The sequence below is a fragment of the Butyrivibrio sp. LC3010 genome, assembly GCF_000424385.1.
GTDB lineage: Bacteria > Bacillota > Clostridia > Lachnospirales > Lachnospiraceae > Butyrivibrio.
This window is the reverse complement of record NZ_KE384180.1, coordinates 41,236-62,810: the sequence shown is the minus strand read 5'-3', so window position 1 is coordinate 62,810 and position 21,575 is coordinate 41,236. Positions and strand designations below refer to the sequence as shown.

Genomic DNA, 21,575 nt, shown 5'->3' with positions numbered 1-21,575 from the left:
GGAGTCAATATGAGTTTACAGTTATTAAAGGCAAGTACTTCTGATGCGCTTTCATTGAATGGAATATCGAAGCGCGCATTTGACAGTGATGTACTGATCGGTGCGGAATCACCGGGAGGACCTCCCGGATATATGTCATTACAATTTCATACGAAAATGGCACGACAGGGGCATTTGTATAAATTGACAGATGATGGACTCATTGTTGGCGGAGCAATCCTTTTTTTGGAAAATGATGTTTTAAATGTTGGCAGGATATTCGTTGCACCGGAGCACTTTCGAAAAGGGTATGGGCTTTTTATTATGCAGGAAGTTGAGAATATGTTCCCGGAAGTAAAGGAGTATACACTGGATACACCTGTTTGGAATGTCAGGACAAATAGTTTTTATACTAAGCTTGGCTATAAAGAAATAAAGCGCGATAAGGAGTTTGTGTTTTATTCAAAACATGTAGGACCACATTGTCTTTTTTGATGAACTCCTATTAAATCAGTGAAAAACAGACCTAAATCAGTGTGATTTGGGTCTGTTTTCTTTTGCTATGATAAAGTATGGTCACTACTACTACATATAAATGTACAGAGGCTAAATTGAAGGGCCTAATATGAGGGATGATCAACAATGGATAGAGTAAGTGGCAGGCTGATCGTGTATTTTGAAGATCCATTTTGGGTGGGGGTATTTGAGAGGGTTATCGATAAAAAACTATCAGCAGCTAAAGTGACTTTTGGTGCTGAACCAAAGGATATAAAGTTGCTTGAGTTTATTAATCGGAACTATTATCATCTGCATTTTAGTCCAGAGATTGAAACTACCGTAAAGGAAACTAAGAAGAATCCCAAGAGAGCGCAGCGTGATGCGAAAAAGCAGATACTGGAGACTGGCATAGGTACTAAATCACAGCAGGCTCTCAAATTACAACAGGAGCAGAATAAACTGGAACGGAAATGCAAAAGCCGCGAACAAAAGGAAGCTGAGAATCAGCGTTTGTTTGAACTAAAACAGGAAAAGAAAAGAGAAAAGCATAAAGGGCATTGAATTTTATTAACTGGAAAAAGAAAGGAAAAGTATGAGTAATTACACAATTAGATTACTCAATTAAAATCAGTGTAAAAAGACTCCAAATAAGTGCAAGGAGTCTTTTTTATTTTGCAAAGTGTATAGTTACTAAACAGTATTGCAGCTATACAAAAGGAGGAAAAAATGAATAGCAAAATTGATTTTATTAATGGAGAAACAAATAAGTCACTTATCAAGATGTTTGCTCCACTTATGGTAGGCATGATCATGCTAATGATCTACAACATGGTGGATGGCTTGTGGGTTGGAAACCTGCTTGGAGAGCTGGGGATGTCGGCGCTCACCGCTGGAACGGCGATTGTTTTGTTTCTAAATTCCATTTCAATGGGTGTTGGTAACGGTATTTCAGTTATGATAGCTAATCTTGTAGGAGCAGATGACAGGAAACATATTCCGGGGGCAGTAGGGACCGTTATAGCAATGTCCACCATTTTTTCAGTTGTACTTCTCATCTTAGGCGAAGTACTTGTTGATCCGATACTGGTTCTTATGGGAACGCCGGAAATTATTTTTTCTGATGCCGCAACATATTTAAAGATCTACTTATTGGGAAATGCAGCATTATTTATCTATATGGTGTTTACATCAATCTTTAGGGCATTTGGTGATCCAATGTTTCAGATGAAAGGTATGATGCTCACAGCCGTGTTTAATGCAGTTGTTGATCCTTTTGCAATAAAAGCTTATGGACTAGCCGGCGCAGCAATTGTTACAGTGGCTTCTGAAGTTCTATGCCTGGTTTACGCCATTATTTATCACAAAAAGAAAAGATGTTTTCTATGGATTTTAAAAAGATCAATATGAATGATGCCATAACCATGGTCCGTTTATCTGTGCCAACTACAGTACAGTCGATCATGCCGCCACTTAGTTCTGCTTTTATGATTTCTTTCATCTCCTCATTTGGAATGAACACTATAGCAGGCTTTGGAGTCGCCAGAAATCTTGAGCTTATAATGTTTATGCCTACTACAGGAATGTGTATGGCAGTAACATCCATAGTGGGACAATGTGTTGGAGCAAAAAGGCATGACAGGGCGATGGATTATTTGAAATCAAGCATGATCATAGGAGGCTCTCTCATTGCAATTACAAGCGTGCTAGTGATTCTTTTTTCAGGTCAGCTCACAGCAGTTTTTGGACAGGGGGCTGAAGTCGCACAGGTAGTATCAAGGTTCTTTTCAATAATCAGTATTGGCTATGTTCTGTACATGCTCACAAGTTGTATGCAGGGATATATTACGGGAATTGGTAAGCCGGGAATGGCGATGGTTCTTTTGGTTCTTTATTACATTGTGTTTAGAATTCCAACTGCCTATATTTTTAAACAGCTCTTTGGCTTAAACGGAGTATGGTTTGCGTTTCTGATAAGCCATATTTTATCCATGATAGTGGCTTTTGTAATGGTATCCTATATACAAAAGACATATTCAGCAGAGTATCGTATTTGTCACAAATTAGGAGCGTGAGCTATGAACAGCTACAAGGAACTTGCCTGGTTAAGGGTAAAGCGGCAAGGAATGATCACCGCAAGATGCATGAAAACATGGGAACTATGTATGAAGCTATGCTCGACCAGATACCTGAAAGTACTTTGGATAGCATGGGGCAGTTCCTTGAAGCTTTTGACAGAGCGCTTGATGATATGGATAAATCAGTGTAAAAAGCAAAATAATCAGTGTAATCCATGTTTTCTTTTCTCCAAAGGGTATAGTTACTATACAGTTTATGTTTTACACATTTGGAGGATATTGAATGAAAACCTTGTATTTCAGCTCAACTGGAAATTGCTTGTATGTGGCCAAGTGCTTGGGAGGAGAGTGTTTATCTATTCCCAAGCTGATCAAACAGGGAACCTGTGAGATAAAAGATGATGTTGTAGGTATAGTATTTCCGGTTTACGGGCTTTGCATACCACCATATATTGAGGATTTTTTGCAGAAACTGAAGGTAGAGTGCAACTATCTCTTCGCCATAGCAACTTACGGATGTTTTGCTGGATCTGTTTGCAACGAGGTAAACAAGATTACTCTGGCAAATGGAAGAAAGTTCGACTATATTAATTCTGTTTTAATGGGCGAGAACTGCATTACTTTTGCTGACATGAAAAAACAGGAAGGCGATAGCAAAAAGCAGCAGGACGCAATTGACCAGATTGTGGGCGATATAGTTGAAAAGAAAAAGTATGTAAAGAGGAATTCGTTTTTAAGCAAACTTATTACAAGTAGTCATAAGAAAAAGTATGAGTTTCCTATAGGAATTGGTATTACAGAAGAAGTTACCGTGAACGATGCGTGTACGGGATGTGGCACATGTTCAAGACTTTGTCCAATGGGAAATATACATATTGAAAATGGTCACCTACTCTTTTCAAAGAATTGTATAAGCTGCGGAGCTTGTATTCAGAACTGCCCTAAGAATGCTATCCACCATAATAGAGAGAAGAGTTCCGCCAGATATAGGAATCCACATATAGAAATTGGTGAGCTTTTAATTTCTTAACGATGAAAAATGGAGAAAAAATATGAGTAATTACACAATTAGATTAGAAGAAAAGAAAGATTATAGAGAAGTTGAAAATTTAGTAAGAGAGTCATTTTGGAACGTTTATCGTCCTGGATGCAGTGAGCACTATGTAATTCATGTGCTCAGAGATGATCCAGCATTTATTCCTGAACTCGATTTTGTTATGGAGCAGGATGGAAAGCTGATCGGACAGAACATGTTCATGAAAACTTTCATTGAGGCAGATGATGGAAGGACTATTGATGTGCTTACCATGGGTCCAATTGGAATTACACCTGAACTTAAGAGAAAAGGCTATGGAAAGGCTATCTTAGATTATTCTCTGGAAAAGGCTGCAGAGATGGGATTTGGAGCAGTTCTTTTTGAGGGGAATATCGGATTCTACAGCCATTGCGGATTTGACTATGCAAGCAAGTTTGGGATCAGATACCATGATCTTCCAGAGGGCGCAGATGCGTCATTTTTCCTGTGCAGAGAGCTGATCCCGGAATATCTTGATGGCATCACAGGGGTATATCAGACCCCTAAGGGATACTATGTTGAAGACTCAGATGTCGAGGAGTTTGACAAGACATTCCCTCCGAAGGAAAAATTAAAGCTTCCCGGACAGATTTTTGATTAACGATTGGAGAACGAAGATGGAAACAAATTTGCAGAGATGAAATAAAATAAAAATATCGGAGGAATAAGATAACAATATATGGAAAAACGTGTAAAATGGTACGTGGGTCTAAGTTATTTTGTATTTTGGTTTATGGTGCTTGGATTGTGCGGGACTGCAAGTATGGTATTCCATTGCCCGCCGGTTGTAATGAGGATTTTATCTAATATCTGCGCGTGGGCACCGACAATTGTGCTGCTAATAGGCTTTAAGTTTTTTTGTTCTGGTCGTAGTATTGCTGAATTTTACAAAAAAGCTTTTGGTGGAAAGATAAGCATAGTAACGCTGGTAGCTTCAGCTATACTTACTCTTGGAGCTACTATTATTACAGTATTTGTTTTGTCCTTGATTCAGGGGAAGGCATTTGGTGAGTACTGGAATCTTGGATCCTACCCGTTCTGGGCATCAGTTTTATTCTCGATCACAACTGGGCCAACAGGAGAAGAGTCAGGCTGGAGAGGTTATCTTCGCCCATACCTTAATGCAAAATACAGTTTTTTCAGTGCATCAGTGATACAGGGAGTTATATGGGCGTTCTGGCATACCATTCTGTGGTTTGTAGATTCAGATTATATGGGAATCCAGATGATACCATACGTTCTGTCCAACGTTATTGTAATGACGGGACTTTGCTTTATCATGAATCTATTCATGGAAAAGAACGATAACCTGATCTATGGCATAGTGATACACTTTTGCTTTAATTTTCTGTATTGTTTCTTACAGGTTGATATCTGGTTTTATGTTGTACTGTCAGCAATATACATAGTGATTATTGCGCTGATATGTTGGAAAAAGAATGTGATGTCAAAAGAATGATATCCGTTTAAAATAACAAGAAGGAGGAAGGACATGATCAATTGCAGTGTATATGCTCCATGCAGATGAAAAATATTTGTATGGAGGTTAAATGATAATGAAAAACAGAATAAAGGAATTAAGAGATTTTTACATAATCTGGATCACACAGAGTCTATCACAGCTTGGAAGTGCAATAACTGGATTTGCGCTGACACTGTGGATGTATGAAAAGACTGGATCAGCGCTGAGTACTGCAGCACTTACAATCTGTACATATGCGCCATATGTCATTATGAGCATTTTTGCCGGAGCAATAACAGATAAATTCGATAAAAAGAAAACCATGCTCATATGCGATCTTTTAGCGGCACTTACAACGGTTGTTGTATTTGTACTGTACAAAACTGATACGCTGACCATGTGGCACCTATATGCCATCAATGCCTTTTCGGGTCTCATGAACACTGTTCAGCAGCCTGCTTCAGAAGTGGCATATTCACTTATTGTACCAAAAGAGCATTATCAGAAGACCAGTGGCTTTCAGCAATTGTCCCGTTCGCTTATTTCAATTGGCAATCCGCTCATAGCTGCAGCACTCTATGGACTGGCAGGGTTGGATACGGTTATTGCGGTAGATCTTCTGTCTTTTGCCATAGCATTTGTGGCATTATTGTTCTTTATTAAATTGCCAGAGATCAAGGACGGAACAAGTAAGGACGAAAACGTGATCAAACTGGCTAAGGAGGGACTAAAGTTCCTAAAGGAAACTCCGCTCATACTTACTGTAATACTGTTTATGGCGGGGGTTAACTTCACAGCTTCAGCCTTTGATGCTGTACTTCCGGCCCTTGTTATACCTCGAAAAGGTAACAATGTTTATGGGATCGTAACAGCATGCTCAGGACTGGCCATGGTGGCAGGAAGTTTCCTTCCAATGATCCTGCCAAAGCCCAAGGACAGGGTAAGAGTCATATATCTCACGATGCTTTTTGCGCTGGGGATAGAGAACTTTTTACTGGCCTTTGCAAGAAGCTCTGTTTTATGGTGCATAGGCCAGATAATAGGATGGGTGTTTGTTCCACTCATGGCAGCCAACCAGAATGTAATAATGCGCAATGTTATTCCAATAGAGCTTCAGGGAAGAGTATATGCTTGCAGAAATACTCTGCAGTTCTTTACTATTCCAATCGGACTTTTCCTTGGCGGACTCTTTGTAGACAAGATCTGCGAACCGTTTATGGCATTGAAAAGTAATGATCCGTTCTGGACTTTTCTTTTCGGAAGCGGAAAGGGATCAGGCGCCGCAATGATGATGTTCATTCTTGGTGTGGCAGGAACAGCCATATGTATAATCTCCGGTCAGATTATGAAAAAATATAGATATACTGAAGAATGATTTTTGACTTAAATATCAGTGTAAAACAGCCTCAAATGAGTGTAAATTTGAGGCTGTTTTTTGTTTTGTGATAAATATATTATTGGAAAAAAGAAATTAAAGATTCATGACAGGTGGGAGGAATGAATGGAATGATCCTAAGGTTTTATGACTGTTATTTGAAAAATGAAGGAGAGTTTTCAGTAGAGGAGTGCTACTGAGCTATTTAACAGATGGAAAAAAAGAATTCGATTTTTGGAAGTGTTAAATTTTATAAAAATGTGTTGGCGATAGCAGTACCTATAATGCTTCAGCAGCTTATACAGAGTATGGTGTCGCTGATAGATAATTTTATGGTGTCAGGACTTGGCGATATATCAATGTCGGGTGTAAACATTGCCGGTCAGGTTCTTTTTGTGTTTATGGTCTTAATTAACACGATCACCATGACTGGTGGAATATTCCTTACGCAGTTTTTTGGTGCAAAAGATTGCGGTGGAATGCAGCAGGCGTTTATGTTTAAACTGCTTGCAGGATTTGTTGCGCTTATTCCATACCTTATGGTCTGCCTTGTATATCCAAGAGAGATCCTGTCACTTATGGTTATTGGAAACACGCAGGCGCCTCTTATTCTTGATGAGGCAGTTCCATACATACGGATCATGGCTATTGTGGGAATTCCCATGTTCATTTCTATGAGTATCGCAAGTTCACTAAGAGATATGGGAAAAGTCAAAACACCACTTGCTGTAACAGTAGTAGCAACTCTTACAAATACGGTATTCAATTACCTTCTTATTTACGGTAATTTTGGAATGCCTGCACTTGGTGTAAGGGGAGCTGCTTACGCCACTGTTATAGCCAGAACACTGGAGTTTGCTATATTTGCATTCATCTATTTCAGGAGCAAACCTGATTTTGCAGTTCGCTTAACAAGGGACTTTATGTTAGATGGAAAGTTGTTCAGGGAAATTTTAAGAAAAGGCGCTATGATGCTGCTTTGTGAAATGACCTGGGTCCTTTCAGAAACTTTGACGACGGCTATCTATAACGGAAGGGGCGGAGCAGATGTAGTTTCAGGTATGGCGTCCAGTTTTGCTATAGCAAACCTGTTTTTTGTAGCATTTGGTGGAATCTACTCGGCAACTACCGTCATAATTGGAAAAACTCTTGGAGAAGGGAATCTTGAAAAAGCCCGCAAAGAAAAAACATGGCTTTTATCAGGAGCTATCGTATTTGGTGTTGCCATGACTTTTGTCGGATTTGCTACAACACTTATCATTCCTGTTGTATTTGGAAAGCTAAGTCCAAGTGCTATTGCAATTTCAAGGAGTATGGTAATACTTATGGCATTCTTTATGCCTGTATGGGTACTTGTAAACGCACAGCAGGCTATTGCAAGATCTGGCGGCGATACCAAGATGGGCGCATATGCAGATGCTGGAATAACAATAGTGGTCATGCTCCCTATGCTTTTCATGCTTGCAAGATATACCAATTTCGGCCCGGTACAGATGTACCTTTGCGTAAAGCTTCTGGATATTGTCAGGACCGTTATATTCCATTTTTGGCTAAAGAAAGAGCACTGGCTTAATAATCTTGCAGGTGAACATCAGTCAGACCCACATGCCCAGAAGGCTTCATGAAGTATTGGAGGAAAAAATGAATACTATATTGGCAGTAATTGGAATTATTGGCGGTCTTCTTTGTGCTACCGCAGATCTATTACTGGATTTAAAGGGACCGAAAAATAAGAAACTTGGTAAGATGGGCGTCATTGACAGCGAATGGAAAAATATGGCCCACTGGAGGTTTGTGTGGTCTGATATCCTTGCGATGTTTGTCTTCTATGTTTAGACTGGCATTTTTCTTCTGACATCAAGTGCATGATATAATTTTCAAACGAGGTCTCGTATGTGACGGGGCCTTTTATTTTATGCATTTTTTACTTGTGACGTTTTAGGGAATCTTTCTGGTAGAAAAAGGGTATGTATTTAATAAAAACATAGAAAATATTGGATAGCTAAACATTAAGGATACAAAATGTGTACCTCCGTTTGGCGGTTTGTACCCTAAAACATCCGAAGTATCAACTGATTAAAATCAAGGACTGTAATCCTGAAGATAAAGTTGAGAAGAAAGATGCAAAGAAAACATCCGCCGGGAAGAGCGCAGCGAAGAAATCATCAGTAAAGCTTCCTACACAGGCCCAGGTTAAGAAGATACTTGGTGCTGCAAACAGCGGATATGCAAAAACAGTGATGGAAGTAATAAAGACATCCAACCAGATAACATTTGAGATGAACATGAGGATGAAACTTGCAGAGGCAGGACTTGGTGGTACAGTATGCCAGGAACTTGCCAAGGCATTAAATGATGAGTTTGGGAAAGCATTACCCACATCCTAAAGCAAACGGAGATATATGGAACACATGGTGCTCTTTGATTACGGTCTTGATCCGCTTTCAAGAGAGACAAAATAGTTTTTTCAAGGTCGCCTCTCGTGCGACCTATTTTTTTCCCAAATAAAGTAACATTACCTTACAAGCTAAACAACACCACATGATAAGAGTAAAACACGGCTGGCGCGCAGGCCGGGGATGCAGAAGAGGGCTATGGAGGTGGCAGCCGTATCTCACAATCATCCTGAAGGGATAAAAGGAGCGGTTGTGACATCAACATGTATCTGGATGGCACGTCATGATAAATCCAGGCAGGAAATCTATGAGTATGTCCTTGAGCAGTATCCGGTAAAGGATTATAAGTACAGCATTGGCTATAGCCTTGATGAAATGAGACCGCGTTACAAGTGGGATGTCAGCTGTCAGGGATCAGTTCCTGCAGCCATGAGGTGTTTTTATGAGAGTACAGATTATGAGTCTTTTATCAGAAATATCTATAGTCTGCCCTGTGATAGTGATACATTCGGAGCAATTGCCGGTGGAGTAGCGGAGGAGTTCTATCATGGCTTCGGAAGTGTGGATGCAGATAAGATATTGAAGGAATATCTGACAAAAGAACTACTGGAGATTCTTGAATTGTAATAAGGGGATATCTCACAAATGGACGTTCGACAGATAAGGCATAGCTGATGATTGTTTGGAGATCGTTTTTGCTAGCTTTCAGAAACAGGAAGCGGGTATGGGCATATCAGTAACCAGAATTTTGTGCAGGGCATCTTTTTTGAGATGATGTTAGCAATAACTAACATAAAGTGATATTATGAAACTGCAGATAAAGTTAAACGATTGGAGGACGGTATGAAAGCAGATTATAAGAATTGGATGTCGAAGGGCATGGTGCTGGGATCACTTGCAGCCACTGTAGTATTCTGTGTTATTATAGCTATAGTTGGGATTGATTCGATTATAGGAATAGTACTGCAGGTTATTTCGATTCTATGCGCAATAATGACACTATGGATGTTTCTGATGTACAGAGCTTTTTCCTACAACGGCACGAGGCAGATGTCAAAGCAGATTATCGATGGAGTTTCATCATATGTGGTTATCCCTGATGGTGGTAAATGTCTTGATGTTGGCTGTGGCAGCGGTGCATTAAGTAATGCTGTTGCAAAGAAAAAACCGTGTGCGCAGGCTTTTCGAAGATTAAGACAGACCATCATGAGAGTAAACCTTGGATTACAGTGATTGCAAGAAGTTTGCTGAAAGGTTTGTCGATTACGGCATAACAGGCCTGTCAGTTTAGAGGTGTGTAGTAAATGTTTGATAAGAGATTGATGGCTATGTGCCCAGAGAGCAAAAAATACATAGTGGGTAACATTATCTGCCAATGGTTGGAACTTATGATGAACGCAGTGATGATTTTTGTCATCGCAAATGTAGTAGGAAAGCTGTATCGCAAGGAAATGATCGTAAATGAGATGCTTATTTTTCTTGTGATACTTGCAGGTGTTCTCATTGTTCGGTTTATCATGACAAAGGAAACGACGGAGATGAGCTATCGCGCATCGAAGACTGTAAAGCGCGTCATGAGAGAGCAGATATATAAAAAGATACTGCAGCTTGGAAATACTTACAGAGAGCACGCGACAACTGCAGAACTTGTTCAGGAATCGGTGGAAGGGGTAGAACAGCTTGAAAGCTATTTTGGACAGTATGTACCTCAGTTTTTCTACGCATTTATAGCTCCGATCACCTTGTTTGTGTTGTTCGGTCTTGCGGGAAGTTTCAAGGTGGCAGGAGTGCTGCTTATCTGTGTCCCCCTCATCCCGGGAACTATAATGATGGTTCAGAAGATTGCAAAGAAGCTTCTGTCCAAGTACTGGGATCAGTATGCGAAGCTTGGAAGCACCTTCCTCGAAAACCTTCAGGGGATGACAACTCTGAAAACATACAAAGCAGATGCTTATAAGAACGAACAGATGAACGCGGAATCCGAGAACTTCAGAAGGATTACCATGAAAGTCCTGACGATGCAGCTCAATTCCATTATCATCATGGATTTCTTCGCATACGGTGGTGCCGCACTTGGCATTGCGCTTGCGGGAAAGGCCTTTGTAGACGGAAATCTTACAATTCAGAGTACGGTCTTTATGATCCTTCTTTCAGCGGATTTCTTTCTGCCGATGAGAAAACTTGGTAGCTACTTCCATGTGGCTATGAATGGAATGGCCGCAAGCGATAGAATATTTAAATTCCTAAGCGAGGAAGAGCCAAAAGAAAAGACTGCGAGACTTCCCGAGACCGGTCTGGATATTAGACTTTCAGATGTCTGCTTTTCTTATGATGATGAAAAGCAGGTACTTGACAGTGTTTCAATAGATATCCGAGAGCATACGTTTACAGGTATCGTGGGGGAGAGCGGAAGTGGTAAATCAACCATCGCATCTCTTATCATGGGACGAAATACGATTAAGCAGGGAACTCTTACTATTGCCGGAATAAACGTTTTTGATATCAACGAAGATAATCTTTTTATGAATATCAACTATGTAGGTATTGGCAGTACGTTCTTCAAAGGAACTGTGCGGGAAAACCTTCTTTTGGCGAATCCTGAGGCATCAGAGGAAGAACTTTGGAATGTGCTGACTGAGTGTAATATAGACGGATTCTTCAAGGAAGAAAAAGGACTGGACACTCTTCTTACGGAAAATGCGGGAAACCTTTCCGGTGGGCAGAAACAGAGGCTTGCTTTGGCAAGAGCAATCCTTCACGATGCGAAGGTATATATATTTGACGAGGCTACAAGCAATATTGATATCGAGAGTGAGGAACTTATCCTTTCTGAGATAAAGAAACTTGCTGAAAAAAAGACAGTTATCATGATCACCCACAGGCTTATGAATGTTGTGGATGCGGACAGAATCTTTGTGATGGATAACGGCAGGATCTCCGGATCGGGAACGCATGTAGATCTTCTTGAAACGAATAACGTATACAGAAATCTGTGGAATACACAGAAAGAACTTGAGGACTACGGGAAGGGAGGTTTTATCGCATGAAAAAGCAAAACAAAGCACTGATCCTGTTCAGAATGCTTAAGCTTGTAAAGCCTCTCTCCGGGTTTATGATCCTGGCTGTCGTGCTCGGAACACTTGGCTTCCTTACAGCAGAGTTCATTCCGATACTTGGTGGAGAAGCAATACTCATAGGGCTTGGGATACAAACAAAGCTATCTTGGAACACGCTTGTATGGCTGCTTTTATCATTTGCGATACTGCGAGCGATATTCAGGTTTACAGAGCAGCGGACGAATCATTATATAGCATTTACGCTGCTCGCGATCATAAGAGACAAAGTGTTTAAGGCACTCAGAAGGCTATGCCCTGCAAAGCTTGAAGGAAGGGATAAAGGAGATCTGATATCTCTCATCACATCGGATGTGGAGCTTCTGGAGGTGTTTTATGCACATACTATCTCGCCGATATGCATCGCTATAGTATCGGAAACGATTATGTGCCTGTTTATCAGAAGCTTTCACCCGCTTCTTGGTATCGTCGCACTGATTGCGTTTATTCTTGTAGGCGTGATTCTTCCCATGATCATTTCAAAGCGGAGCGGTACAACGGGCGATGAACTTCGGGCGCAGTCAGGAGAACTTTCAGCACATATGCTTGAAAGCATAAGAGGGATCGATGATATGCTTCAGTATTCCTTTGGAGAAAAGAGACTGAAAGAGATAAGTGATAAAACGAGAGCACTTTCGGAGAGACAGGGAGTTTTGAGTAAGCTTACCGGAACCAACATGGCGATAGCAAATATGCTGATACTGATCTCCGATATCGCAATGCTGCTGGTTTGCGCATGGCTTTATCAAGCCGGGCAGATTGGATTTGACGGATTCCTTATACCGATGATCGCTCTCATGTCATCCTTCGGACCTGTTATCGCACTTGCGGCACTTGGTACAACTCTTCAGAGTACAGTGGCTTCAGGTGCAAGAGTCCTTGCAATCATAGATGAAGAACCGGAGACGGAAGACATAACAGGGAAGGCATCTGTAGACTTTGACGGTGCGGAAGTAAAAAACGTTTCTTTTGCCTACGCAGGAGAAAATGTGCTGAATAACATATCGCTGCAGGTGCCAAAGGGAAAGATTGTCGGTATTGTTGGAAAGAGTGGGTGTGGCAAGTCTACACTTTTAAAGCTTCTCATGAGATTCTGGAATGCCTGTAATGGAGAAATCTCGGTATCCGGAAGAAATGTAAGTGAGATAAACACAGCGGATCTTCGGGACATGGAAAGCTACATGACTCAGGAAACAGAGCTTTTCAAAGATACGATTGGTAACAATATCCGCATCGGAAAACTTGATGCAACTGACGAAGAAGTTGTGAAGGCATGCAAAAAGGCTTCTATACATGACTTTATTATGACGCTTCCGAAGGGCTATGAAACTGAAGTTGGAGAATTGGGAAGCACCTTGTCCGGAGGCGAGAGGCAGAGAATAGGACTTGCAAGGGCGTTTCTTCATAATGCACCGTTTATGCTTCTCGACGAACCAACAAGCAATCTTGATAGTCTCAATGAAGCTGTGATTCTGAAATCTCTTAAAGAAGAAGGGAGAGAAAAGACTGTCCTCCTTGTATCTCATAGAGAGTCAACCATGAGGATTGCAGAGAAAACATTGGTGATGGAAGGCGGACGAATTTCGTGAATAAGAAAGGGGTACCTGTAGATTATTATATCCCCTGGTCTCCCGATCATATAGGTAAGGATGTGGAGTTGGATTACTGTTTGAAATTGATTTAAAAGACTATAAAAAACAGATTTTGTTTTCCGAAGACCATCAGGCAGAGCTATCATTATCAAGGGTGATATGATAGCTCTTGTATAATTAAGCGGCAAGCTCCAGACATTTGACACTGTACAAGAAGTGTTTGATTATTGCTTCATAACGCTCTGCGTCAACAAGGATATTGCGAGTATGATCTGCGCCTTCAAATATGTGCATTTCTGTATAGCCCTTGGTTGCGGACTCAAGTTCCATAGTATCATTTACAGGTACAACGCAATCACTGTCTCCTTGAATGAAGCATACCGGAATTGTATTGCCTTTAAGGCTGTCTTTTGTAAAAATGTTTTTATAAGAGAATCCGAACATAAGCTTGAAAAAAATCTCCGCCGGATCAAAAAGTACAGGTGATACATGTGCTACCTGCTGAGCAAGCTTGCAAAGAAGTGAATAAAGTGAATTGTAGCAGCTGTCAGCGATAACAAAAGAAATATGAGGATTATACTTAAGAGCGGTAAGAGCAGTCACACCGCCAAGGCACTCGCCGTGTACGCCTATTTTGATATCATTCCCGAAACGGTTAACTGTATCATTTATCACACTAAGAAGATCCTTGCTTTCCTTGATGCCCCATGTTGATGGAGACTTTTTGTTATCACCATGCCCACGAAGATCAAAGAGAATACCATTATATCCCATTTTTTGGAATATGTTAAAATATTTGATTCCTCCAATTCTGCAATAAGTTGATGAATGAACCAGAATAACGTATTTTTTGGAAGGTATGGCTGAAGGAATATATGTTGCATGTAGCTCATAGCCGTCAAAGGATTTAATTATATATTCTTCCTTTTTCCAGTTCTTATAACCATCCAGAAAATGTCTACGATTTTCTTTCTGATATGCTATGCTGGGATCGATGCATTTAACAAGTCCCATAGATCTTGCAAGTATTGCGCAGACAAAAAGATATAAAATGATTAGAATTATTGGTACTACTATTATCATATAATGACTCGTTTCTTACAAAAAAAATAAACAAATGATTTTTAAGATAGAATCATATCATAAAAAATCAAAAAAGCAAATATTTTGTTTCCAAGGAGATCTGGCTATGAAGAAGATCATTATTATTCTCATGGCTATGTTTTTTTTATAGTCAATGTGTTTATGTATGTGACGATTACAAGACGCCTTGGCAATAACTATAGCGATGCTACCAAGAACAGGATGGTTGATCATGATAATAATGCGGTTAAAAGCGGTATTTTCAATCTGTTTAAACAGATTGCATTCAGGAAAGCTTCATCTAAAACAGAGTGAGTCGGTAATTAAATTGCAAGCATCCTTCAGACATGGAACCCTCCCGGAAATAGTGCATTTCCGGGGGAATTTTTAGTGGTGCGTGCTCAATAATTAATAACTACTGATATTTACTGACTTTACGGGCAATCCGTGAGATAATAAATGCAAGGAGATCATTACTTTTGCTTCAAAAACCTTGCACTTTTCGCGGAGAATCCCATGTATAAGATACCGAAACAGAATCAATCTTGCTTACTGCAAGGATCTTGGAATAAGACTTGCTGGCCCAGCTCTAGGGCGCCCAGGTAAGGACACAGTTATCGATAAGCGAACAGAGTACATTGATAGCGTAGACAGAATCGAAGCCCGGCGTATATTTGGATTATCAAAGCACAGTCATGGACTGGGTCTGATTATGACAAAGCGTGAGGATACCACACGCAGCTCAATAGTATTGTCAATCATTTCAATGAACCTGGATAGCCTACTAAGGCTTTCTTTGTTCCAAAAACTGATTTTGATATTTTCAAGGTACAATTGTTGTTATTGACTTTGCCCTTGGGGCAGCCTTTATCATTTGAAAAAACGAAACAACAGGAGGATTACACAATGCAGATAGGAAGTTCAAATGATTCAGAAGCAGTAAAGGCGCAGTATGCCACATCAAAAGGATTAGATACCAGGTTATCTTTTCACGATAAATATTCCACAAATAAGCTGGGATACGGAAATTGGATAGTGTCAAATTATGAAATAGCTGAAGCCATGAAGGTGCTGGAACTTGGCTGCGGCACAGGAAGTTTGTGGATGGGAAGGGATGAACTTGTGGATAAGTTTGGCAAGTTTGTTTTAACCGACTTTTCGGAAGGAATGCTTGCTACAGCAAAAGGAAATCTTGGAGAGAGAAAAAATCTGGAGTACAAACAGGCTGATATACAGGACCTCCCCTTCGAAGATGACTCTTTTGATGTGGTTATAGCAAATTCCATGCTGTACCACGTGCCGGATATCATGAAAGGAATCAGCGAAGTTCGAAGAGTTTTGAAGGACGACGGAGTTTTTTATACGGCGACGCTTGGGGAAAATAACTTTACAGACATACTTGCTAAGTGGTTTGAACTTGGGGGCGAGAGCTTTAATCCAAACCATAACTTCACTATGAAAAATGGCGGCGACATGCTGAAAAAGGCTTTTGCAGATGTGGAAGGAAGAATTTACGGGGATTCACTTCATGTGACAGATATAGAGGACCTTGTTGATTATCTGTGCAGCCTTGCATCTTTTAAGACGATAATGGATATTCCTGTGGATAGGATCGCTTGGATATTAAAAGAGCATGCGGTGGACGGAGCTATTGATCTGCCAAAGGAATATGGCATGTTCATAGCAAAAGGCGTGCGTAATTTTGGAGGAAGAGTATGAAGGCCATGATAATAGGAGCCAGTGGATTTCTTGGTGGAACTATATATTACAAATTAAAAAATGCAGGCGCTGAGGTGCTTGGCACATACAGTCAGCATAAAAAGCAGGATGATTTTGCAGAGCTTGATGTTATGGACTCTCAAAGACTACTTGAGATTGTGCGTGATTTTGCTCCCGATGTCATCATCTGGACAGTTATGAACCATGACGCAGAAGAGGAAATAGCAGAAAAGGTAATGCCTGCGCTGCGGGATGCAATCGGAGATACGAGGTTTATTTTTATCTCTACTTCAGTAGCCTATGAAAAGAATATGACCGAGGATGTGACACCTTTTCTAAGGTCAGAAGAGATGTACAACCATCACTATTTTAACGGCAAGATAAAGTCCGAGAATGTCATAAGAAAGATGCGGGATTACTGCATTGTCCGCCCAGGCAGCATATATGGGATCAATCCTTACGGCGAGATGGATGTAAGGAGCTGCAAGTTAAAAGAGCATGTGGACTTAGGGCAGCAGTACGTCAGGGCTGACAACATTCTATTTAGCATAGTTGAGGTGAATGAGCTGGCAGATGCCGTAATTGAACTTGCCACCGGGGATTATGTTGGAATTATAAATGTTTCTGAGGATAAACCCATTTCCCATTATGGTTTTAATAAGGCTCTGTGCAGGCGTTATGGCTGGGATGATAGCTGCGTTGTGGCTAATAGAGAGATCGAGAATATCTACTATTTTGATAATAGTTTAAGAAAGCGTCTATTGAAGACCAGGATCATGAGTATTGATAAATCATAAGAAAACGGATGTAGAAGGCATTCATGGCGGGATAGAAGGAATAATAGTTAAGGAGAGTTATGTTACCTACAAGATTAGAAGCTGAAAAACAGATAAGGGAAATAAAGATTGATGATATACCTAGCGTTTTGCCGCTGTATATCACTTATTACAATGAAAATGAAGATGGCTGCTGGACAGAAACTACTGCAGGAAAAAGAATCCATCAGGTTCTTTCAATGGAAGATTCTTACGGCCTGGTTTTGGAAAAGGATGATCAGGTGATTGGCTTTGTAATGGGTTTTTTCAAGCAGTATGACGATATTGTGGGTTATACGCTGGAAGAGATAGTCATTGCCAAGGATTTTCAGAATCAGGGACTTGGCAGCTTTTTATTAAATGAATTGGAACAGCGCGCTAAAGAAAAGGGCGCATCTTGCGTAGAACTGCAGGCAGTAAATGACGAGATGCATGAAAAGTACTATGGAAAAGCCGGATATTATACAGCTGCGAATTTTGTGATGAAGGCAAAGTGGTTTGAATAATTGGAGGCTGTATGAATATTGCAGTTTTATCAGACATTCATGGAAATCATATTGCACTCAGAGAGTGTTTAAATTTTCTAGAGAGTAAGGACATAGATGCATATTGTTTTTTGGGCGACTACACCGGAGAGTTTCCGGGAATAGAAGAGACCATGAAAATGCTCTATGATCTGCGTGATAGTCATACTTGCTATTTTTTAAGAGGAAACAAGGAAAACTATCAGATAGATGAGCTTGGTGAAGACTACCCGGAATGGGACGCATATCCCAGTACCATAGGAATACTTAGGTATGCGCATAAGCACCTTACTAAAGAGGATGTTGAGTTTTTTAACAGCCTCCCAATCACTATGAGAAATACGGCGAGTGCAACTGGCCCATGATCCCTGAGGAGTGCTATGCAGCGGCGTTTGAGGAAATCGTAAGTGAATGCGGAGGAATCAGAGGTATAAGTCATGGGATACAAAATCAGAAAAGCGGTTTCGGAAGATGAGCAGAGAATACGCGAATTGTTCATAGAGATGTTGCAAACTATTTATCATACAGAAGATGTACAGGATTATGAGCCGGGGTATCTGGACAAGTATTGGACAGATGGCGAGGATGTTATTTTTGTATCTGAGGATAATGGCGTTATTGCGTTCCTGGGTGTGGAAGTTCATCGAGAGGACGAAGAAGATTTTGTTTATCTTGATGACTTGTCGGTTACAGAGAAGTACCGCAGCCAGGGGATAGGTTCCGCTTTGATTCATGAGGCTGAAAATTACGCCAAGAAGAAGGGTGTGGAGAATATCCTTTTTCATGTGGAAAAATCAAATACTGAAGCGTTCAGGTTATATGAAAAACTTGGATATAAGATATTCAGGGATGATGGTAGCAGATATCTGATGAAGAAATAAAATGAAACCAATTACCAATGAGTAGACCAAGAAGCGAATTTTATAAACGAGAATAATACTGTTGACTTTTATTTATTCATAAGAATTGCCTTGGCATTATGTTGGTATGAGAAAATCGGAAAGCTGACATAAGAAAAAAGAGCATGGATTATGATATGATTCCCCTTAAGTAGACAATGGAAATACTTTAAGTCTCTTAAGGGGATTTTTATTATTATTATTATGGCTTTGAAACTTGTAGAAATATAAAGTACGTGATTTGACAATCTTTATCTAAGCTTGTGATGGGTAATATTTCCATCAATCCTGTCCCTGGCAGCCATCTTCTGGTCATCTGTAGCATCGGCCCGGTTAATGTCTTCTGATAAAGCGGCGTATACCTCCTCTGCCTTATCTCCCTCACCGGCTTTGTAAAAAGCAACCATTTTATGAAAAGCGACATCACTTCTAAATGCGAGATAGTCGCCCATATCAACAGCTTCTTTTCTTGATCCGTAGGCTTTAATGACATCGTCGCACCAGTTACAGATTCTTAAAGCATCATCCTTTTCACTCCACCATCCACAGTTAAGGGATATGGTGTAAAGTATTCCGCTAAGGACGTTGAACAGGAGTTTCTCATTGACCGCTATAACACCCTTCATTTTCTCAAAGCCGCCCTCAAAGAATGCCAGTTCCATATCGATTTTCTCTTTTATTCTGCTGGATTTAAGACTGGGTAGCACTCCTAAGTGATCTCTCGCATTGTCAAAATCTTTGGTATGAATGTAAATCCAGGTAAGTGCGTAATGAGTTTTTTCCTTCAGAATCTTGTCTCCGCAATGGCTGATAAGATATGCACCTTTCCTTATTGCGTCTTTGAGGATTTTATCTATTCTCTCATCCTGCCCTTCATAGTAATTATGCAGAACCGGATCCGCATACATGCTTAGGCTCGCTGCTTCCTGCGCAAAATCCTTTATGATTTCAAAATTAGAGGGATTGAGATTTGTCTCTGCTGAAAGGTATTCACAGATTTTAAGAGTACTTCCGGCTCTGTCCTCATCATCCTTCATGGCATCAACTGCCTCCTGTATCCTGGCTGTCTGCACTTCAATCTCAGATATATTGTCATACCCAAGCAGCGCGTCCGTGCTTACTCCAAGCACCTTAGCCAGTGGAATAATCATCGATACATCAGGATAGCCGGATTCAGACTCCCACTTGCTGACAGCCTGCGGTGTCACGCTTAAAAGCCCTGCCAATTCTTCCTGTGTGAATCCTTTATTTTTACGAAAAGTCTTAATATTTTTCCCAAGATTTGTACTCATGATTAGCCTCCAAAAATTAAGTTTTCAAGGGTTTTCCGATCGGTTATTTCCTTTGTAGCCTAATCATAGCCTTTGTAATATAGCTTTACAAACAACGCTCAGTTGAAAAGGGCTCAACTTAAAACCGGAAAAAAAGAGAACATGCTTGTCTTCATTATAAAAACATGGACTGTAGCACTATAGTACAACAGCCCATGTCCTGAATTTACGGATTAAATTAGATTCCCTCTACCTTGGGAAGTGTTGCAAAGCTCTTTTCAAGCTCTTCGTCCGTCGGTATGTAATCTGTCATATCGCCGTCGTTGAACTTCTGATAAGCAACCATATCGAAGTAGCCTGTTCCTGTAAGGCCAAAGAGAATTGTCTTTTCCTCTCCGGTCTCCTTGCACTTAAGTGCCTCATCAATAGCAACCTTGATTGCGTGGGAGCTCTCAGGAGCAGGAAGAATACCCTCAACTCTTGCGAACCTCTGAGCTGCTTCAAATACAGCTGTCTGTTCTGCGGTTACTGCTTCCAGATATCCATCATGATAAAGCTGTGACAGAATCGGGCTCATGCCGTGATATCTAAGTCCACCTGCATGGTTAGCTGAAGGAATGAAGTTGCTTCCAAGTGTATACATCTTAGCAAGAGGACAAACCATTCCTGTGTCGCAGAAGTCGTATGCGAATTTACCTCTTGTAAAGCTGGGACAGCTTGCGGGCTCTACTGCGATGATTCTGTAGTCCTTTTCACCGCGAAGCTTTTCTCCCATAAACGGAGAAATAAGTCCGCCAAGGTTTGATCCGCCACCTGCACATCCGATGATTATGTCAGGGGTAACTCCATACTTATCAAGTGCAGCCTTTGCTTCAAGACCGATAACTGTCTGATGGAGAAGAACCTGATTAAGTACGCTTCCAAGAACATATCTGTATCCTTCGGTCTTAGTCGCTACCTCAACAGCCTCTGAAATTGCACATCCAAGAGAGCCGGTTGTTCCGAGATGTTCGGCGTTGATTTTTTTACCAATCTCGGTCTCCATGGAAGGTGAAGGCGTTACGCTGGCGCCATAGGTGCGCATAACCTCTCGTCTAAAGGGCTTCTGTTCATAGGAAACTTTAACCATGTATACCTTGCAGTCGATTCCAAGATATGCGGATGCCATTGAAAGAGCTGTTCCCCACTGGCCTGCTCCGGTCTCGGTTGTCACGCCCTTAAGTCCCTGCTTCTTTGCGTAGTAAGCCTGAACGATTGCAGAATTAAGTTTATGGCTTCCACTTGTGTTGTTCCCCTCAAACTTGTAGTAAATCTTTGCAGGTGTTCCAAGTGCCTTTTCGAGACAGTAAGCCCTTACAAGTGGTGAAGGTCTGTACATTTTATAGAAATCCTGAACTTCCTGCGGGATATCAACATAAGGTGTTGTATCATCTAGTTCCTGCTTAATAAGCTCATCGCAAAAAACAGGTCGCAGATCTTCAAAGCCCATCGGCTTAAGAGTCCCGGGATTAAGAAGCGGAGCCGGTTTATTCTTCATGTCCGATCTTACGTTGTACCATTGCTTTGGAATCTCATCTTCGCTTAAATAGATTTTGTACGGGATTTTTTTCTCTTCACTCATTGTTTTTGTCCTTTCTGCATTAAATCAAGTGTTTGGGAAAGGAATAAAATAAAAAACCTGTCCCAACAGTTACTTGCT

The 21,575-nt window shown here is 40.7% G+C and carries 26 protein-coding genes and 1 other annotated feature (1 of these 27 running past the window's edge); of the genes, 23 read left to right on the top strand and 3 right to left on the bottom strand.

What is annotated here, in order from left to right:
* Positions 1-9: 9 nt before the first annotated feature.
* From G622_RS0120650 to G622_RS0120580, 16 genes are all read left to right on the top strand, one after another.
* The gene (locus tag G622_RS0120650) at positions 10-474 is read left to right on the top strand and encodes a GNAT family N-acetyltransferase (protein WP_026512219.1); all 465 of its coding nucleotides are present in this window, start codon (positions 10-12) and stop codon (positions 472-474) included.
* Positions 475-621: 147 nt separating this feature from the next.
* On the top strand, positions 622-1,038 hold the full coding sequence (locus G622_RS0120645) for a YjdF family protein (RefSeq protein WP_026512218.1): 417 nt from the start codon (positions 622-624) through the stop codon (positions 1,036-1,038).
* Between the two features lie 165 nt (positions 1,039-1,203).
* A complete protein-coding gene (locus tag G622_RS25025; RefSeq protein WP_049946001.1) occupies positions 1,204-1,884 on the top strand; it encodes an MATE family efflux transporter in 681 nt (226 codons plus the stop codon).
* Complete coding sequence (locus G622_RS25020; protein WP_049946000.1) at positions 1,860-2,549, top strand: MATE family efflux transporter; 690 nt, start codon at positions 1,860-1,862, stop codon at positions 2,547-2,549. The genes G622_RS25025 and G622_RS25020 overlap by 25 nt, the downstream gene beginning before the upstream one ends.
* On the top strand, positions 2,528-2,743 hold the full coding sequence (locus G622_RS0120635) for a hypothetical protein (protein ID WP_155831583.1): 216 nt from the start codon (positions 2,528-2,530) through the stop codon (positions 2,741-2,743). The genes G622_RS25020 and G622_RS0120635 overlap by 22 nt, the downstream gene beginning before the upstream one ends.
* A 92-nt stretch (positions 2,744-2,835) precedes the next feature.
* Positions 2,836-3,582, top strand: a complete 747-nt coding sequence (locus tag G622_RS0120630) for an EFR1 family ferrodoxin (protein ID WP_026512216.1) — start codon at positions 2,836-2,838, stop codon at positions 3,580-3,582.
* Between the two features lie 22 nt (positions 3,583-3,604).
* Entirely contained in the window at positions 3,605-4,228 is a 624-nt protein-coding gene (locus G622_RS0120625; protein ID WP_026512215.1) for a GNAT family N-acetyltransferase, read from the top strand.
* Positions 4,229-4,306: 78 nt separating this feature from the next.
* Positions 4,307-5,086 (top strand): CPBP family intramembrane glutamic endopeptidase, encoded by a 780-nt coding sequence (locus G622_RS0120620; RefSeq protein WP_026512214.1) that lies wholly within the window; start codon positions 4,307-4,309, stop codon positions 5,084-5,086.
* Positions 5,087-5,183: 97 nt separating this feature from the next.
* The gene (locus G622_RS0120615; RefSeq protein ID WP_330363727.1) at positions 5,184-6,464 is read left to right on the top strand and encodes an MFS transporter; all 1,281 of its coding nucleotides are present in this window, start codon (positions 5,184-5,186) and stop codon (positions 6,462-6,464) included.
* A 212-nt stretch (positions 6,465-6,676) separates the two neighbouring features.
* A complete protein-coding gene (locus G622_RS0120610) occupies positions 6,677-8,089 on the top strand; it encodes an MATE family efflux transporter (RefSeq protein ID WP_026512212.1) in 1,413 nt (470 codons plus the stop codon).
* A gap of 16 nt (positions 8,090-8,105) precedes the next feature.
* Positions 8,106-8,300 carry a DUF6796 family protein gene (locus G622_RS0120605; RefSeq protein ID WP_026512211.1) on the top strand — a complete coding sequence of 65 codons (195 nt, stop codon included), beginning with the start codon at positions 8,106-8,108 and terminating at the stop codon, positions 8,298-8,300.
* 200 nt (positions 8,301-8,500) lie between these two features.
* Complete coding sequence (locus G622_RS0120600) at positions 8,501-8,851, top strand: hypothetical protein (RefSeq protein ID WP_155831582.1); 351 nt, start codon at positions 8,501-8,503, stop codon at positions 8,849-8,851.
* 192 nt (positions 8,852-9,043) lie between these two features.
* Positions 9,044-9,487 carry an ADP-ribosylglycohydrolase family protein gene (locus G622_RS24065; RefSeq protein ID WP_049945999.1) on the top strand — a complete coding sequence of 148 codons (444 nt, stop codon included), beginning with the start codon at positions 9,044-9,046 and terminating at the stop codon, positions 9,485-9,487.
* A 216-nt stretch (positions 9,488-9,703) separates the two neighbouring features.
* Positions 9,704-10,093 (top strand): hypothetical protein, encoded by a 390-nt coding sequence (locus G622_RS24060; protein ID WP_049945998.1) that lies wholly within the window; start codon positions 9,704-9,706, stop codon positions 10,091-10,093.
* 71 nt (positions 10,094-10,164) lie between these two features.
* Complete coding sequence (locus G622_RS0120585; protein WP_026512209.1) at positions 10,165-11,907, top strand: ABC transporter ATP-binding protein/permease; 1,743 nt, start codon at positions 10,165-10,167, stop codon at positions 11,905-11,907.
* Positions 11,904-13,562, top strand: a complete 1,659-nt coding sequence (locus G622_RS0120580) for an amino acid ABC transporter ATP-binding/permease protein (RefSeq protein ID WP_026512208.1) — start codon at positions 11,904-11,906, stop codon at positions 13,560-13,562. The genes G622_RS0120585 and G622_RS0120580 overlap by 4 nt, the downstream gene beginning before the upstream one ends.
* A gap of 180 nt (positions 13,563-13,742) precedes the next feature.
* Here G622_RS0120580 and G622_RS0120575 read toward each other — a convergent pair whose 3' ends face one another.
* Complete coding sequence (locus G622_RS0120575; RefSeq protein ID WP_026512207.1) at positions 13,743-14,648, bottom strand: alpha/beta hydrolase; 906 nt, start codon at positions 14,646-14,648, stop codon at positions 13,743-13,745.
* 84 nt (positions 14,649-14,732) lie between these two features.
* Here G622_RS0120575 and G622_RS0120570 point away from each other — a divergent pair, with 84 nt between their 5' ends.
* The 7 genes from G622_RS0120570 to G622_RS25015 all read left to right on the top strand — a co-directional run bounded on the left by G622_RS0120570 (position 14,733) and on the right by G622_RS25015 (position 18,587).
* Positions 14,733-14,963 carry a hypothetical protein gene (locus tag G622_RS0120570; protein ID WP_026512206.1) on the top strand — a complete coding sequence of 77 codons (231 nt, stop codon included), beginning with the start codon at positions 14,733-14,735 and terminating at the stop codon, positions 14,961-14,963.
* Positions 14,964-15,141: 178 nt separating this feature from the next.
* Entirely contained in the window at positions 15,142-15,495 is a 354-nt protein-coding gene (locus G622_RS25575) for a transposase (RefSeq protein ID WP_196814249.1), read from the top strand.
* Between the two features lie 59 nt (positions 15,496-15,554).
* A complete protein-coding gene (locus G622_RS0120565) occupies positions 15,555-16,367 on the top strand; it encodes a class I SAM-dependent methyltransferase (RefSeq protein WP_026512205.1) in 813 nt (270 codons plus the stop codon).
* Positions 16,364-17,164, top strand: a complete 801-nt coding sequence (locus tag G622_RS0120560) for an NAD-dependent epimerase/dehydratase family protein (protein WP_026512204.1) — start codon at positions 16,364-16,366, stop codon at positions 17,162-17,164. Before G622_RS0120565 ends, G622_RS0120560 begins: the two co-directional genes overlap by 4 nt.
* A gap of 59 nt (positions 17,165-17,223) precedes the next feature.
* Positions 17,224-17,688: a GNAT family N-acetyltransferase gene (locus G622_RS0120555; protein WP_026512203.1), complete on the top strand. Its 465-nt coding sequence runs from the start codon at positions 17,224-17,226 to the stop codon at positions 17,686-17,688.
* A gap of 11 nt (positions 17,689-17,699) precedes the next feature.
* Positions 17,700-18,071, top strand: a complete 372-nt coding sequence (locus G622_RS24055; protein ID WP_049945997.1) for a metallophosphoesterase — start codon at positions 17,700-17,702, stop codon at positions 18,069-18,071.
* Between the two features lie 72 nt (positions 18,072-18,143).
* Positions 18,144-18,587: a GNAT family N-acetyltransferase gene (locus tag G622_RS25015; RefSeq protein ID WP_049945996.1), complete on the top strand. Its 444-nt coding sequence runs from the start codon at positions 18,144-18,146 to the stop codon at positions 18,585-18,587.
* Between the two features lie 269 nt (positions 18,588-18,856).
* On the opposite strand, the gene G622_RS25010 is transcribed toward G622_RS25015, so the two are convergent.
* Entirely contained in the window at positions 18,857-19,897 is a 1,041-nt protein-coding gene (locus G622_RS25010; RefSeq protein ID WP_026512202.1) for a helix-turn-helix domain-containing protein, read from the bottom strand.
* A gap of 217 nt (positions 19,898-20,114) precedes the next feature.
* The gene (locus tag G622_RS0120535) at positions 20,115-21,497 is read right to left on the bottom strand and encodes a TrpB-like pyridoxal phosphate-dependent enzyme (RefSeq protein WP_026512201.1); all 1,383 of its coding nucleotides are present in this window, start codon (positions 21,495-21,497) and stop codon (positions 20,115-20,117) included.
* Positions 21,498-21,571: 74 nt separating this feature from the next.
* Positions 21,572-21,575: a binding site (T-box leader), on the bottom strand; it runs 246 nt beyond the window's last position.

Bases quoted from the DNA above. Each gene is read 5' to 3' on its own strand.
- G622_RS0120650 (WP_026512219.1), top strand. From the start codon at position 10: ATGAGTTTACAGTTATTAAAGGCAAGTACTTCTGATGCGCTTTCATTG.
- G622_RS0120645 (WP_026512218.1), top strand. From the start codon at position 622: ATGGATAGAGTAAGTGGCAGGCTGATCGTGTATTTTGAAGATCCATTT.
- G622_RS25025 (WP_049946001.1), top strand. From the start codon at position 1,204: ATGAATAGCAAAATTGATTTTATTAATGGAGAAACAAATAAGTCACTT.
- G622_RS25020 (WP_049946000.1), top strand. From the start codon at position 1,860: ATGGATTTTAAAAAGATCAATATGAATGATGCCATAACCATGGTCCGT.
- G622_RS0120630 (WP_026512216.1), top strand. From the start codon at position 2,836: ATGAAAACCTTGTATTTCAGCTCAACTGGAAATTGCTTGTATGTGGCC.
- G622_RS0120625 (WP_026512215.1), top strand. From the start codon at position 3,605: ATGAGTAATTACACAATTAGATTAGAAGAAAAGAAAGATTATAGAGAA.
- G622_RS0120620 (WP_026512214.1), top strand. From the start codon at position 4,307: ATGGAAAAACGTGTAAAATGGTACGTGGGTCTAAGTTATTTTGTATTT.
- G622_RS0120615 (WP_330363727.1), top strand. From the start codon at position 5,184: ATGAAAAACAGAATAAAGGAATTAAGAGATTTTTACATAATCTGGATC.
- G622_RS0120610 (WP_026512212.1), top strand. From the start codon at position 6,677: ATGGAAAAAAAGAATTCGATTTTTGGAAGTGTTAAATTTTATAAAAAT.
- G622_RS0120605 (WP_026512211.1), top strand. From the start codon at position 8,106: ATGAATACTATATTGGCAGTAATTGGAATTATTGGCGGTCTTCTTTGT.
- G622_RS24065 (WP_049945999.1), top strand. From the start codon at position 9,044: ATGCAGAAGAGGGCTATGGAGGTGGCAGCCGTATCTCACAATCATCCT.
- G622_RS24060 (WP_049945998.1), top strand. From the start codon at position 9,704: ATGAAAGCAGATTATAAGAATTGGATGTCGAAGGGCATGGTGCTGGGA.
- G622_RS0120585 (WP_026512209.1), top strand. From the start codon at position 10,165: ATGTTTGATAAGAGATTGATGGCTATGTGCCCAGAGAGCAAAAAATAC.
- G622_RS0120580 (WP_026512208.1), top strand. From the start codon at position 11,904: ATGAAAAAGCAAAACAAAGCACTGATCCTGTTCAGAATGCTTAAGCTT.
- G622_RS0120575 (WP_026512207.1), bottom strand. From the start codon at position 14,648: ATGATAATAGTAGTACCAATAATTCTAATCATTTTATATCTTTTTGTC.
- G622_RS0120565 (WP_026512205.1), top strand. From the start codon at position 15,555: ATGCAGATAGGAAGTTCAAATGATTCAGAAGCAGTAAAGGCGCAGTAT.
- G622_RS0120560 (WP_026512204.1), top strand. From the start codon at position 16,364: ATGAAGGCCATGATAATAGGAGCCAGTGGATTTCTTGGTGGAACTATA.
- G622_RS0120555 (WP_026512203.1), top strand. From the start codon at position 17,224: ATGTTACCTACAAGATTAGAAGCTGAAAAACAGATAAGGGAAATAAAG.
- G622_RS24055 (WP_049945997.1), top strand. From the start codon at position 17,700: ATGAATATTGCAGTTTTATCAGACATTCATGGAAATCATATTGCACTC.
- G622_RS25015 (WP_049945996.1), top strand. From the start codon at position 18,144: ATGGGATACAAAATCAGAAAAGCGGTTTCGGAAGATGAGCAGAGAATA.
- G622_RS25010 (WP_026512202.1), bottom strand. From the start codon at position 19,897: ATGAGTACAAATCTTGGGAAAAATATTAAGACTTTTCGTAAAAATAAA.
- G622_RS0120535 (WP_026512201.1), bottom strand. From the start codon at position 21,497: ATGAGTGAAGAGAAAAAAATCCCGTACAAAATCTATTTAAGCGAAGAT.